The organism is Aliiruegeria haliotis (assembly GCF_003003255.1).
GTDB classification, from domain to species: domain Bacteria; phylum Pseudomonadota; class Alphaproteobacteria; order Rhodobacterales; family Rhodobacteraceae; genus Tropicimonas; species Tropicimonas haliotis.
The window spans coordinates 108,746-122,822 of the sequence record NZ_PVTD01000008.1; the positions used below are offsets into that span (position 1 = coordinate 108,746).

The following is a 14,077-nucleotide window of genomic DNA, read 5'->3' on the forward strand; positions in this document are numbered from 1 at the left end:
AGCGGGGCGAAAGGGAGAGGTGGCACCAAATTCGCACGCGAGGGGGCCGCCTCTCTTCCGGGTTCGCAGTTCAGGCGATGGCAGCCAGTGGCATTTCCGTCGGCGTCGTACGGTTGAACGACCTGTTGAACCAGCCAATCGAGGTCCGGCGATCAATTCCAAGGCGCCTCAATGTCGGGGCCCAGGCTTCGGGCTTCATTTCCCACAGCCCGACACCGATCCGGTCCTTGCCCTCTCCGGCGCTGCCGATCACATCGGGGTCGACATGATACAGGCGATAAATGCGCTCCATGCGCGGATCGAAGACACCGCAGAAATGCGAGAGGTGGAAGTTGTCCATCAACTCCCCACCACCGAGCACCAACGCCGCCGCAGCCCGTCGATCAGCACGCGGAGAAATGCAGAACCGGGTGCATTCCCAGATCAGAGGCGACTGGATCAGCACACCATCCGTAAGATGAGAGAAATGCTCGTTGATCATTGTCCGGCCGGTTGTCGGCAGGAAGCGCATTGATCCGCCATGGGATCCGTCTTCCAGTTCCCAGATCACATACAGCGGGTTCAGGACGTCGTATTGATCCCGCTCTTCCCCTTGGGAATTGACTGAGACCTCCCAACCGAGGCGTCGGGAGAATTGCTCAGCACGATCGAGAAACATCGTGTCGCGGAGTGTCGGATAGCGGTCGAGATTGTTTCCATATACGTAACGCAGCATGACGAGAGGCTCCTTTCCGTCAGATACGGAAAGGATTGGCGCCATATGGTTAACAGACCCCTACGATGTTTCGAGGATGTTCTGTGGATAACCTTATTTCCGTAAATTCCGTCCCGTCACTCTAGACGACGATCAATCCTCTGCTCAATGCACGCGCTACCGCATGAGTTGTGTTCATAGCTCCGAGTTTGTGACGTGCTGCCTCGATATAGACCCGCAGCGTGTGCTCGGAGATCTCCATTTCCTTCGCGGCCTGTGACCGGCTCAATCCCTTGGCGAGGTAGGTCATCGCCTCCAACTCGCGAGGCGACAGCGTCGGCACCGGGGCACTATCTCCCCCCTGCTCGAATTCCAGAGCCTTCTTGTTGAATTCATGTGCGATGATCATCAGATCGCGCATGTTCTCGTCCACAAAAACAGCCCAGACATAGTCGTCGCAATGGTCCGAAGCGGTGAACAACGCAAACTGCCCAGCCGGGCCCCGGATCGGGATGGTGAGGCCCTGGTTTCCAACGCCAAAGTTGATCGCTTCACGCAGGAAGTCCCGTGACGCACGGCTCGACCAATCCAGTTCCTTCCAATCCACGGGATTGAACCGCTGCAGGCAGCCGAGAATGACCGGATCCATACGGAGATAGTCCTTCTCGACGTAGCGATCGACCCATTCCTGGCTGTAGGTCCCGGCCCCGAACCGCTCACCGACGCTGTTGACCCAATGGTAGACGATATGGGCGACGTCGTAGTAGTCACGCAGTTGCTCGGTCGCAGCCTGCAAGTCGCCGACATCGGATGCACGCTGCACACGCTCACATAGGGATTCGAGCTTCTCCTGCATGGTCGGCCGGTTTCGGCGCACCCTTTCCGAGTTCGTATCTGTTCCGGCCGTCCGACAGATCCGCGCATTCCGCGACCGCCACCTTCTGGACGTCGTCCAGTTGCTCGGCAAGCGCATGAAGCTCATGTCGACGCGCGTAGGCGCCAAGGTCTGCAAGAACGTCCAGTATCCAAGCGTGAGTCATAGCAGAGTCTCTTCCGGGGTCATCACCAAATTTCAGCAACCACTCTAGCACGACACAGATTCCCGCAGAATTCACGGGTTCTGCCTCCCCCAAAATGGCGAGGTCACATCAGCCAGAGCGTTGATTCGCGAAGAAGACGACGTCAGGGGACGGTTTTCTGCCACTTGGCCGCCGAAAGCGAACTGCAATCGCTTTGCACGCACTGTGGCCTTCGCGCAGTCAGGCGAAAGTCCCGGGTGGTGCGACAAACGCAAAAGAAAACGCCGTCCCTCAGGCTTCGGGGGACGGCGCAGAACGTCAGCAGACTTGCTCAGCGGCCCGCTTCGAGAGCATCCTCAAAAGTCACGAGGCCGGTTGTCGGCGCCTGAACCAGCACGGCCATGTTGCCCGGCTTGTGCTCATTCCGCATCATTTTCATGTGCGCTTCCGGGATTTCGTCCCAGGAAAACACCTCGGACATGCAGGGATCGATGCGACGCTCGCACATCAGCCGGTTTGCCGCCGCGGCCTGCTTGAGATGCGCAAAATGCGAGCCCTGCAGACGTTTCTGGTGCATCCACATGTAGCGAACGTCGAAGGTGCAATTGAAGCCGGTTGTGCCCGCGCAGATCACGACCATTCCGCCCTTCTTGCAGACAAAGGTGGAAACCGGGAAAGTTGCCTCGCCGGGATGCTCGAACACCATGTCGACGTTATTGCCCTTGCCGGTAAACTCCCAGATGGCTTTGCCGAACTTGCGGGCCTCCTTGAACCAGGCAGCATACTCCGGCGTATTCACGGTCGGCAACTGGCCCCAGCAGTCGAAGTCCTTGCGGTTGATCACCCCCTTGGCGCCAAGGTCCATGACAAACTGACGCTTGTCTTCGTCCGAGATCACGCCAATGGCATTGCCGCCGGCGGCATTAATCAGCTGGATCGCGAAGGACCCGAGCCCGCCGGACGCCCCCCAGACCAGGACGTTCTGGCCCGGCTTCAGCTCATGAGGATGGTGGCCGAACAGCATCCGGTAGGCTGTGGCCAATGTCAGGGTATAGCAGGCGCTTTCTTCCCAGGTCAGGTGTTTCGGCCGCGGCAGTAGCTGTTGGGCCTGCACGCGGGTGAACTGGGCAAAGGACCCGTCGGGCGTCTCATAGCCCCAGATACGTTGACTAGGCGAATACATCGGGTCACCGCCATTGCACTCCTCGTCGTCGCCATCGTCCTGATTACAATGGATGACAACCTCGTCGCCGACCTTCCAGCTTTTAACCTTCGAGCCAACGGCCCAGACGATGCCTGACGCATCCGAGCCTGCGACATGGTACGGCGCGCCATGGCCGTCGAACGGCGAGATCGGCACCCCGAGACCAGCCCACACGCCGTTGTAGTTCACGCCTGCAGCCATCACGAGCACCAGAACCTCATGGGTATCGAGCGGCGGTGTTTCCACGACCTCGACCTGAAAGGACTTGTCCGGCTCGCCATGTCGCTCGCGCCGGATTGCCCAGGCGTACATCTTGGGCGGGACATATCCCATCGGGGGCATTTCGCCGATTTCGTAGAGCTCCTTCTCAGGGGCCTCGTATGTTGCGTGGGTCATATCATCCAGAGCCATCCAGGCCTCCCATCGTCAGTGGTGCCGCGACGCAGAATCGTCACGGTTGCACGTAGTGGATTAGATGTGGCAACGCAACTTAGCAACACCAATGGTATCATTTTTGAAATTTTATGTCCTTTCGGATGCAATTTCACGTGCTTTCGGAGCCTTATGTGCTGCTCAAAACCCCGAAAAACTGGCGCCCAGACGCGGTCGGGGGCCAATCTCCTTGGGATCGGAGCAAAATTTCTGCAATGCAGAGAATTGACAGGCGCACAATGTTTCGAATAACTCACTCGAAGCGCAATCTTGTTACTCAACCGACTCGCGAGCCAATATGTCCGACGTAAAGAAAGATCGCCCCTGGCTGTTCCGGACCTATGCCGGTCATTCAACCGCAAGGAAGTCCAACGAGCTCTACAGGTCCAATCTTGCCAAGGGTCAGACCGGCCTTTCGGTGGCGTTCGACCTGCCGACGCAGACGGGATACGACAGCGACCACACGCTCGCGCGCGGCGAAGTAGGCAAGGTCGGCGTCCCCGTTTCTCATCTCGGCGACATGCGGACCCTGTTCGACCAGATTCCGCTCGAACAGATGAACACCTCGATGACAATCAATGCCACGGCGCCATGGCTGTTGGCTCTGTATATCGCGGTTGCCGAGGAGCAGGGCGCGGACGTCGCATCGCTTCAGGGTACGGTCCAGAACGACATCATCAAGGAGTACCTTTCGAGGGGCACCTATATCTGTCCGCCGAAACCATCGCTCAAACTCATCACGGACGTTGCCGAATACTGCTACCACAACGTTCCGCGCTGGAACCCGATGAACGTCTGCTCCTATCACCTTCAGGAAGCTGGCGCGACACCCGAGCAAGAACTTGCCTTTGCGCTCGCAACGGCGCAGGCCGTTCTGGACGGGTTGAAAGACAAGGTCGAGCCGGAAGATTTTCCGAAGCTTGTCGGGCGCATTTCCTTCTTTGTGAACGCCGGCATCCGTTTCGTTACCGAGATGTGCAAAATGCGGGCCTTCGTCGACCTCTGGGACGAGATCTGCCGTGAACGCTACGGCGTCGACGACCCGAAGTACCGCCGCTTTCGCTACGGCGTACAGGTGAACTCGCTCGGACTCACCGAGCAGCAACCGGAGAATAACGTCTACCGGATCCTGATCGAGATGCTTGCGGTCACGCTTTCCAAGAAGGCCCGAGCACGCGCGGTGCAACTTCCGGCCTGGAACGAGGCGTTGGGCCTTCCCCGGCCCTGGGACCAGCAATGGTCGCTGCGCATGCAGCAAATCATGGCCTACGAAACGGACCTGCTGGAGTACGAAGATCTCTTCGACAGCAATCCGGCGGTGGAGCGCAAGGTCGAGGCCCTCAAGTCCGGTGCCCGTGCAGAGCTGGCCAACCTGGAGAGCATGGGCGGCGCGATCGACGCCATCGAATACATGAAAGCGCAATTGGTGAACTCCAATGCAGATCGCCTGAACGATATCGAGAAGGGCGACACCACTGTCGTCGGCGTGAACCGTTGGACCGATGGCGAGCCGTCGCCTCTGATGGACGAAGAAGGCGGGATCATGGTTGTCGATCCGGCCGTCGAACAGGACCAGATCCACCGGCTGAATGCCTGGCGGGCAGAACGGGACGCCGGTGCCGTAGAGGCGGCGCTCCGCGCATTGCGCGAGGCCGCACGCAATGGCGACAATGTCATGGAGCCCTCGATCAATGCAGCCAGGGCGGGCGTGACGACCGGCGAATGGGCCGGCGTCATGCGGGAGGTCTTCGGGCAGTTTCGCGGACCGACAGGTGTCGCCAGATCAGTGTCGAACAAGACCGAGGGGCTGGACGACATTCGGCAGGCCGTCGATGCGGTGTCGGACAAACTCGGGCGCAGGTTGAAGTTCCTGATGGGCAAGCCGGGGCTGGACGGTCATTCGAATGGCGCAGAGCAGATTGCCTTTCGCGCCCGCGATTGCGGCATGGATATCGATTACGCGGGAATTCGCCTCACGCCGGAGGAGATAATTTCTGCGGCGCAGAAGGACGGCGCGCATGTGATCGGCCTCTCCATCCTGTCCGGAAGCCACATGCCATTGGTTGCCGATCTGCTTGGGAAAATGCGCGCGGCTGGCCTTGGCGCTGTGCCGCTGATTGTCGGTGGGATCATTCCGGACGACGACGCCGACCGCCTCCTCGCAATGGGCGTTTCCAAGGTCTACACACCAAAAGATTTTGAATTGAATCGGATCATGATGGATATTGTTGGGCTCGCTGACCCGGAGCGCATTGCTGCTGAATAGCAGGTGACGGGCATTTGATTGCCGATCCGGATTTCCACCATTGTGTTTCTTCGGGAGCTGTGTCTTTCACTTGGCATTGCAATCTGGAGAAACGAATGGAATACGATCTCGACTCCCTTTCCCGGAAGGAGCTGCAAGCGCTTCAGAAGAAAGTCGCCAAGGCGCTGGATACGCTTGACGACCGTGAACGCGCCGCAGCACTCAAGGCCGCAAAGCAAGCCGCCGCCGCTCATGGATTTGACCTTTCCGAATTGACCGGGTCCGCCTCCGCCAAGGCGAAGGGAAAATCGCGTAGCAAAAGCCCTGCGAAATATCGCAACCCGACCAACCCGGACCAAACCTGGACGGGTCGCGGCCGGAAGCCTGAATGGTTCAAGAAGGCCGAAGAAAACGGTGTCGATCTGTCGACTTTGGAGATCTGACTTCACTGAATTGACTGCCACATCGGCAGACTGACGGGATGCAATTATGACGGTACATATTGGCGCCGAGCCAGGCCAGATCGCCGAAACGGTTTTGATGCCCGGAGACCCCTACCGGGCCAAATGGGTCGCGGAGCAATTTCTGGAGGATGCGGTCTGCGTAAATGAAGTCCGCGGCATGCTGGGCTTTACAGGCACCTGGCATGGAAATCGCGTGACAATTCACGGGTCGGGCATGGGAATGCCGAGCCTGTCGATTTATGCGAATGAGTTGATACGTGACTATGGTGCCCAAACCCTCATACGCATTGGATCGGCCGGCGCGATGCAGGAGAAGGTGCACGTTCGCGACGTGGTCCTTGCAATGACGGCCTCGACTGTCTCCACGCCCTCTCGTGGGATATTCCGAGAGCTCGGCTACGCTCCCTGTGCTGACTGGTCTCTGCTGTCTGCCGCTGCAAAGGCCGCGGAAAGCAAGGATGTCGGCGTCCATGTTGGTGGCATCTATTCTTCGGATGTCTTCTACGACGAGCGTCCGGATCTGACCGAACAGATGACCCGTCACGGTGTCCTCGCGGTAGAGATGGAAGCGGCGGAGCTCTACACGTTGGCTGCACGCTACGGGCGGCGTGCACTGGCCGTTCTTACCATTTCCGACCACCTGTTGACCGGTGATGCACTGCCCTCGGACCAGCGGGAGCGCAGTTTCGGCGACATGGTTGAGATCGCGCTGGAAGCCGCTTTCTCCTGAGACTTCGCCGGGCGGGGTTTCCCCTGCCCGGCCGACTTGCCTGACCGCGCCGCGCAAGCTAGAGCGCTGCCATGGCCAAGCTCTATTTCCACTACTCCACGATGAACGCCGGCAAGTCGACGATCTTGCTGCAAGCATCCTACAACTACCGTGAACGCGGCATGGAGACCTATCTCCTGACGGCCGGCGTCGATACACGCGCCGGTGCTGGCACGATCGGCTCCCGAATCGGCATCTCTGCCGAGGCAGACGTGTTCGGGCTCGAAGACGACCTCCTCGTGAAGATTCGTGACCGTCTGGCCAAGGGTCATGTCGCCTGCATCTTCGTCGACGAGGCTCAATTCCTGACGGACGATCAGGTCTGGCAACTTGCGCGCGCCGTTGACGACCTCAAGGTGCCGATCATGTGCTACGGGCTGCGCGTCGATTTTATGGGCCGTCTCTTCCCCGGTTCCGCGACGCTTCTCGCGCTCGCCGATGAAATGCGGGAAGTCCGAACGATCTGCCATTGTGGAAAGAAGGCGACGATGGTGGCCCGGATGGGGGCCGACGGATCGGCGCTCAAGGAAGGCGCACAGGTCCAGATCGGCGGAAACGAAACCTATGTCTCCCTGTGCAGGCGCCATTGGCGGGAAGCCATCGGGGACCTGGCGCCTACTGAGCCAGAAGCCTGAGGCCCTGCGTCACATCGCTCCTAACGGCAAGGCGCAGCGACGGCTCGTCCCCGGCCCTCAGCGCCGCCACGATCAGCCGGTGGTAGTGGGGCGCCTCCTTCCGCCGCAAACGATCATAGAGCATCCCCATCGTGGGCCCGAGTTGCAGCCAGACCGTTTCCGTCATGGCCAGCATCGCCGGCGCCTGCGCCCGCAGGTAGAGGGTTCGGTGAAACTCCAGGTTCGCGCGGATATAGGCTGGTGCATCCTGCCGCGTGTTCACCTCCACTATAGTCTGGTTGATGCTCTGGAGCCGGTCGATGAGGGCGAGGTGTGCACGTGGCAAGGCGCGGGTCGCCAGCTCCGGCTCCAGCAACGCCCGCAGCGCCGCCAGTTCTTCAATCCGCTCATTGCTGAGTTCCGGCGTGGACACGCGGCCCGAGGTCGACAGTGTCAACGCCCCTTCCGCAACAAGGCGGCGCAGTGCCTCCCGGGCAGGCGTCATGGACACGCCGAACTCGCGCCCCATGCCGCGCAGGGTCAGTGCCTGCCCTGGCATGACCTCGCCATGCATGATCCGTTGCCGCATGGTCCGGTAGAGCCGGTCGTGGGCGGCGGCGGTCGGCGCGGATTGTGGCCCGGCGCTGGCGGACGAGGATGTCAGGAACATGCCCGGATTGTGATCACGGCCGGGAACGTGGTCAATCGGTGAATCTGTAGCGGTGCAGGGTTTCGCCGTTTTCACGCAGCCAGGCGCGTCGCTCCTCGTAGCCGGGCATCAAGTTTCCGACGGCCGTCCAGAAGCGCGGACCGTGGTTCATGTGGGCGAGGTGGGCCACCTCGTGCGCGGCCACATAGACGAGCACATCCGGCGGGGCGAGGACCAACCGCCAGGAATACATGAGGGCACCATCCGCGGAGCAGGACCCCCACCGCGACCGCGTATCCCGGATCGTGAGCTTGGTGTAGGGGCGCCCGAGGATCCGGGCGTAGTGATCGGATGCTGCGGCAAGCCGGTCGCGCGCATGTGCCTTCAGCAATCCCGCAACCGCGCCCGGCACATGGCCGACCCGGCGGGAGATCTGTATGACGTCCCGCTCCTCGCAGATCCGGGTACTGTCCCCGCGCACGATTTGCATGGGCCGCCCGTCGACCGGCAGCGACGCACCGAGCTCGACGAGCACCTCGCTGGGCCGCTCCTCCAGCTGCTTGCGGATCCAGCCCTCCTTCTCGTGGACGAAAGCAAGCCCACGCGCTTGCGAAGCGCCCTGTGGCATGGTCAGCGTCACCCGCCCGTCCAGCCGCGACACCCGAAGCGAGTACCGCCGAGCCCGGGCCGAGCGCCGCAGAACCACCCGAATGGGGCGTTCTCCCGGAAGCACATGTTCGCTCATTGTCCGCCGCCCTTCCGTCGCGTCGCGTCTTTTGGTTTGACAGGCCACCGTCGTTGTGGCATCGGCCCCTTTCACGATTTGCCCACAGATGAAGGACCATCCGATGCCCAAGGAAGAATGGGGAGTCAAGCGCGTGTGCCCCACGACGGGAAAGCGGTTCTACGATCTCGGCCGGAATCCGATTGTCAGCCCCTACACGGGCGAGGTCGTGCAACTGGAAACCGGAAACAAGTCCCGTGTTCTGATCAAGGACGAGAAGGACAAGCAATCCACCGATGAGTCGGAAAAGCTCATCGAGGATGATGCCGATGTCCTTGATGATGCCGATACTGACGTGGATCTCGGGGATGATGTTCTCGATGACGACGCGGACGATGATGATGTCTCGCTCGACGAGATTGCCGACGTCGCTTCGGACGACGACGAATCCTGACGAAAGTGGGGGCTCGGGCGCGCGCCGTTCGAATGCCCCCCCGACCAAATGACCCGTTGCGCTCCGGGCCCGCTTGTGCGGGCCCTTCGCTTGCGCGGGGGCTAGCGTGACCTCACACGCACCAACGCCGTTGTCCCTGCCAGACCTCAGCGGATGTACAACCCGAGCTTGCGTGCGAACGGCCACCACCCTGTCCGATAGCACAGCGCCTTGCCAGCCGCTCCAGCTTGCTCTGCCCAAATTGACCTGAGCGAAATCCGCTATCCATCCTACGCCGACCGCCCGGCAGGCCCCGTTCAGTCGACCGCGACAAAGGGCGCCGAGTTGCCATACGTGAAAGCGACCGAAGCTACCTGCGGATTGGCGCTAAAAACGCCAAGAACGAGGAAATTTCCTCTTGAACTCCCCCCAGTCGGTGAATACACACCGCGCTACCGGGGCCATAGCTCAGTTGGGAGAGCGCTTGCATGGCATGCAAGAGGTCAGGGGTTCGACTCCCCTTGGCTCCACCAGATTTCCAGTCAAAACAGACACTTGCCCTCCGAAAGCCTGCGGATTCGGAGCCTCCGACATGGCCGAACCCGTCGATGGCCGGGCCGCCTCAAGGCGTATTGAAGATTCGTCTCCAAAGGTTGATGGCTGTCTCTATCATCACTACCCGCAACTTTGCGCGGCAATCCGATCCTTCGCTGCCATGCACCGCGGTCGGCGCGAGCAGGGCACCAATCTGTCAGGAAACCTGTAACCGGTAGCCCAAGCCGCGCATGGTGACGATGGAGACTGGCGAGCCCTCAAGGTGCTTTCGCAGACGGCCGACGTAGACCTCGATGGCGTTTTCGGAGACATCCTCATCGTAGGAGAACAGCCGGTCCACGAGCTTTGCCTTGCTGAGAATCTGATCCTGCGCCCCGAGAAACGCCTCCAGCAGACGCAACTCCTTGGCGCGCAACGTGGTCGTGCGATCGCCGACCGTCAGAGTTCCCGCCTGTGGATCAAAGGTGAGGTTGCCGATGCGACGCTGGTTCGTGACGCTGCCACCCCGCCGGCGCAGCACTGCCCTGCATCGGGCCTCCAGCTCGGAAAAGTCGAAGGGTTTGGTAAGGTAGTCGTCCGCCCCGAGGTCAAGTACCGTGACTCGGTCGGACACTTCGGAGCGCGCTGTCATCACGATAACGGGTGTTTCGTCGCGGAGACGGCGCTGCGCCTCCAGAAAGCTCCGGCCGTCGCCATCCGGCAGCATGATATCAAGCAGGATCAGGTCGTACTCGGTGGTGGCAATGAAGTCCCTTCCAGAGCCAATGTCCGGGCCGTGATCAACAACATGCCCATCGAGCGTGAGGCGCTCGATCACGGCTGAAGCCAGCTTGGCGTTGTCCTCTATCAGTAGGAATCTCACGTGCGGTTGTCCCCTGTCCGGTGCCGACACTCCAACGAGGCCTGCACGCCACCTTAGTACACGCTGTTGCGCCAATCCATCCGGGGACGCCGACCGGACCAACGTGGCGTCGCAGGGCCACGCGCCCGGACAGACTCACGCCAACGATCATTCGCTGAGGTATGCCGAACCATGTCCGTTTTTTCCCGGTGTCATGTGAGCAAGCCACCGTGGTTAGGCGACTGCTAACACTTGGCGGCTAGGCTGCCCGGGAAAAGCAGGCTGACACGCGTCGCCGTCGATCAGGATCGTGGCACGCTTGGCCGGAGAACTGGAGCGATGGATGTCCGGCAGGCGAAGGATTCGAAAACGGGCAATCATGGCCGCGTTCCTTGTCATGGCAGTGTCCCTGGTGATTGGGAACATGATCCGTGCGGCTCAGGTCGACCGGGTCGCATCCGTTGTGCAGACGTTCTCGGGTGTTTTTGTCGCCAAGATGGAAGTGCAACTGCAGGCCCGGTTTTTCATCGCCGAACTGGCGCGACAACACTGGCAACGGGCCGGGGATCACAGCGACTTCGCCACGCTGAGCACGGCGTTGACACGGCAGTTCGAGGACTTGCAGGCACTGAACTGGGTTTCCCGCGAAGGCGTCATCGAACTGGTTTCGCCTATGGACGGAAACCATGCCGCTCTTGGACTCGATCTCACCCGGCTGGATGTGCCCGCATGGGCACTGCGGAGGGCGGACGAGACCGATCGATTGCAAATCACGTCGCCCATAACGCTGGCGCAGGGTGGCCGAGGGATCGCGGCCTATGCCCCGGTACGGAGCGACAATGAGCTATCGGGCTTTATCAACCTCGCATTTCGGGTCGACCCGCTGATCGAAAGTGTCCTTGGGGAGGACGCCGCGAACACATTCAACATAGCGATCCTCGACGATTCCGATCCACTGTTCATCACCGATGTCGACGCCGCAACTTCACGCTTTGCTGTCGTGACGCCCCTGAATGTCGGCGGGCGCACCTGGACCATTTCAATCACACCAACGGCCACCGAGATCGCCAAGGCGCAGAGCAACCTTGACGAGCTTGTCTTGCTGATCGGTATGGCACTGTCGATCTCGGTGGCATTGATCCTGAACGAGGCGGCGGAGAACCGGGAGACACTGGAGAGAAGCGAGGAACGGTTTGCGCTCGCGATGAAGGGCGCATCGGACGGGCTCTTTGACATCGACTACCATTCGACGAAGGTGTTCTTCTCACCAAGATGGTTCCAGATGCTTGGCTACGCACCAAATGCCCTCCCGTCGCGGCTCTCGACTTTCGCCGAACTCCTCCATCCTGACGACATGGCACGTGTCCTGAAGACCCCCGATGAACTCTATCGGCTTCCCGGCGATGTTGTGGAGGAGGAGTTCCGACTTCGTCACAAGGACGGGCATTGGGTGGTGATCCTGTCGCGGGCTAGTATTCTAAGGCGCGCCGGAAAGGTCGGGCGGGTGGTGGGCACCCACGTCGACATCAGCGAGTTGCGGCACCAGCAGAGTGAACTGGAACGCGCCGCATGGACAGACGACCTGACCGGCCTCCGGAACCGGCGTGAGCTGACCGCGGCCTTGTCCGACCTGTCGCGGTCGGGGCTCGGCGATGGACGGCTGGCGCTGTTTCATGTTGATCTCGACAGGTTCAAGGCGGTCAACGATGCAAACGGCCACGACGCTGGCGATCATGTGCTCAGGCAGACGGCAGACAGGTTGAGTGCGCACACCTTCTTCTTTGATATCGTAGCGCGAGTTGGCGGTGACGAGTTTCTGCTGGCCAAAAGAACCGATGCCGAAAACGCCCATGTCTATGAAATGGCAACTCGGATCGTCGAGGCGATTTCACAGCCAATCGTCTATGGGGAACAGCAGCTTCTGGTTGGGGCGAGCGTCGGAATCGCCTTCGTCGAGACCGATGACACGGACAAGATCGACGAGGCGACCGCAAACGCCGACATCGCGCTGTGCACTTCGAAATCGCTGGGGCGCGGTCGCTGCGTTTTCTTTGAACCCGGAATGCGGGCCGCAGCCGTGCGGGCAGTCGAACTCGCATCAGAAATCCGCGATGGCTTGGAGGGGGACGAGTTCAAGCCGTTTTTCCAGCCACAGATCGACACTCGGACACGAGAAATCATCGGGTTCGAAGCACTCGCCCGATGGTATCACCCAAAGCGTGGCATCCTGAGTGCTGCCGATTTCGTTTCCTTTGCGGAGCGTGCCTTTCTGTTGGAAGCAATCGACGACCAGGTTTTCCAACACGCGTGCCGCGCCGTCTCCGACATTTCTGCGGCAGGCGCTGCAGAGGCAACCATCAGCGTGAACGTCTCCACGGCCCGCCTCAGCAATGCGAAACTGGTGGACAAGCTGATCGAGACATCCCGGCAGGCCGGTGTGGATCCCGATCGCATTCGCATCGAGATCCTCGAAACGACCTTGCTCAGCGAACGCACAACACACATCACCAGAAACATCTTCGATTTGGCTGATGCCGGGTTCAAGCTGGAGCTCGATGATTTCGGAACGGGGCACACTGCCATCGCCAGCCTTCGGAATTTCCCCGTGTCACGAATCAAGATCGACAAGAGCCTGATCTCGGGGGTCCAAGGCGATCCTATGCTTCAGGCCATTTCCAGCGCTGTCATTGATCTGGGCTCGAAATTGGGTATCGAAGTCTTGGCTGAAGGCGTTCAGACTGATGCCGAGCTTGCGTTTCTTGAAACGCTTGGCTGCTCCCAGGTTCAGGGCTTCCTGATCGCTCCCCCGTTGTCTATGGACGAACTGCCTGCTTGGATCGACAAATGGTACGGTCAGTCCTGCCTATTAACGCAAGAGGCATAGCGTCGGGATCGGCGGGACCTGACCCGAAACGGCTCTTTGTTCATGAAACAGCGCGATCTGGTTCCGCATGACGGCGCTCACAGAAATGTACCGCCTCCTTGAGCCAACGGGACGCTTGGTTACTTCCGTTTGACTGGGCTTCACGCGAACGGATCAGCCAGCGTCTCCCGCAGATGCCCAAGATGGATCGACGCCTGCTTTCTTCTCCAGGACACGCCACGCCCCGAGCTCGCCTGCGGACGGAAAAGGACCAAAACCACCGGTGCCGTATCATGTATCGTTCGGCGACGATGTGCGCTGTATCGGCTTTGTGTCGAACCGCCAGCCTCTTCTTGCAGACGTCATACTGGCGATACGATGGATGATCTTCGCACCCCCGAGAAGCGACCACGATGCGCAGAAATGGCTGACGCGACACGTTCGGCCGCCGGCGCCCAGGCCTTTCTCTGCCCCTGTTGAGATGCTAATCGGTGCGACCGGTCAATACGAAGGCGGACGCTTGCCCACATCCGTCGCAGCAACAAGGCCAAAGCTGCGTCGTGTTTTCGAC

The 14,077-nt window shown here is 60.4% G+C and carries 13 protein-coding genes and 1 tRNA gene; 7 read left to right on the plus strand and 7 right to left on the minus strand.

Annotated elements, in window-relative coordinates:
- Window positions 1-70: 70 nt before the first annotated feature.
- From CLV78_RS17355 to ccrA, 4 genes are all read right to left on the minus strand, one after another.
- Window positions 71-715, minus strand: coding sequence for an acyl-homoserine-lactone synthase (locus CLV78_RS17355; RefSeq protein WP_106206379.1), 645 nt, complete (start codon window positions 713-715; stop codon window positions 71-73).
- A 121-nt stretch (window positions 716-836) separates the two neighbouring features.
- Window positions 837-1,550: a helix-turn-helix transcriptional regulator gene (locus tag CLV78_RS17360; protein WP_106206381.1), complete on the minus strand. Its 714-nt coding sequence runs from the start codon at window positions 1,548-1,550 to the stop codon at window positions 837-839.
- Window positions 1,522-1,734, minus strand: a complete 213-nt coding sequence (locus tag CLV78_RS17365; RefSeq protein WP_106206383.1) for a hypothetical protein — start codon at window positions 1,732-1,734, stop codon at window positions 1,522-1,524. The genes CLV78_RS17360 and CLV78_RS17365 overlap by 29 nt, the downstream gene beginning before the upstream one ends.
- 310 nt (window positions 1,735-2,044) lie before the next feature.
- Window positions 2,045-3,328 (minus strand): crotonyl-CoA carboxylase/reductase, encoded by a 1,284-nt coding sequence (ccrA, locus tag CLV78_RS17370; protein ID WP_106206385.1) that lies wholly within the window; start codon window positions 3,326-3,328, stop codon window positions 2,045-2,047.
- A 319-nt stretch (window positions 3,329-3,647) separates the two neighbouring features.
- Between ccrA and CLV78_RS17375 the strand changes: the two genes are divergently transcribed.
- The 4 genes from CLV78_RS17375 (at window position 3,648) to CLV78_RS17390 (ending at window position 7,462) form a co-directional block, all read left to right on the plus strand.
- Window positions 3,648-5,615, plus strand: coding sequence for a protein meaA (locus CLV78_RS17375; RefSeq protein ID WP_106206387.1), 1,968 nt, complete (start codon window positions 3,648-3,650; stop codon window positions 5,613-5,615).
- 14 nt (window positions 5,616-5,629) lie between these two features.
- Window positions 5,630-6,037 (plus strand): H-NS histone family protein, encoded by a 408-nt coding sequence (locus tag CLV78_RS17380; protein ID WP_342751839.1) that lies wholly within the window; start codon window positions 5,630-5,632, stop codon window positions 6,035-6,037.
- Between the two features lie 46 nt (window positions 6,038-6,083).
- A complete protein-coding gene (gene deoD, locus CLV78_RS17385) occupies window positions 6,084-6,788 on the plus strand; it encodes a purine-nucleoside phosphorylase (protein WP_106206391.1) in 705 nt (234 codons plus the stop codon).
- Window positions 6,789-6,859: 71 nt separating this feature from the next.
- Window positions 6,860-7,462 (plus strand): thymidine kinase, encoded by a 603-nt coding sequence (locus CLV78_RS17390; RefSeq protein WP_106206393.1) that lies wholly within the window; start codon window positions 6,860-6,862, stop codon window positions 7,460-7,462.
- On the opposite strand, the gene CLV78_RS17395 is transcribed toward CLV78_RS17390, so the two are convergent.
- Window positions 7,443-8,111 carry a GntR family transcriptional regulator gene (locus tag CLV78_RS17395; protein ID WP_106206395.1) on the minus strand — a complete coding sequence of 223 codons (669 nt, stop codon included), beginning with the start codon at window positions 8,109-8,111 and terminating at the stop codon, window positions 7,443-7,445. The two genes, CLV78_RS17390 and CLV78_RS17395, sit on opposite strands and share 20 nt — an antisense overlap.
- A 31-nt stretch (window positions 8,112-8,142) precedes the next feature.
- Window positions 8,143-8,835: a M48 family metallopeptidase gene (locus tag CLV78_RS17400; RefSeq protein WP_106206397.1), complete on the minus strand. Its 693-nt coding sequence runs from the start codon at window positions 8,833-8,835 to the stop codon at window positions 8,143-8,145.
- Between the two features lie 103 nt (window positions 8,836-8,938).
- Between CLV78_RS17400 and CLV78_RS17405 the strand changes: the two genes are divergently transcribed.
- Together CLV78_RS17405 and CLV78_RS17410 are read left to right on the plus strand one after the other, a co-directional pair.
- A complete protein-coding gene (locus tag CLV78_RS17405) occupies window positions 8,939-9,268 on the plus strand; it encodes a TIGR02300 family protein (protein WP_106206399.1) in 330 nt (109 codons plus the stop codon).
- Between the two features lie 436 nt (window positions 9,269-9,704).
- Window positions 9,705-9,780: transfer RNA gene (locus tag CLV78_RS17410), tRNA-Ala, on the plus strand.
- A 218-nt stretch (window positions 9,781-9,998) separates the two neighbouring features.
- On the opposite strand, the gene CLV78_RS17415 is transcribed toward CLV78_RS17410, so the two are convergent.
- Entirely contained in the window at window positions 9,999-10,664 is a 666-nt protein-coding gene (locus CLV78_RS17415; protein ID WP_106206401.1) for a response regulator transcription factor, read from the minus strand.
- 358 nt (window positions 10,665-11,022) lie between these two features.
- On the opposite strand from CLV78_RS17415, the gene CLV78_RS17420 reads away from it, so the two are divergent.
- A complete protein-coding gene (locus CLV78_RS17420; RefSeq protein WP_158263591.1) occupies window positions 11,023-13,527 on the plus strand; it encodes a bifunctional diguanylate cyclase/phosphodiesterase in 2,505 nt (834 codons plus the stop codon).
- Window positions 13,528-14,077 lie beyond the last annotated feature (550 nt).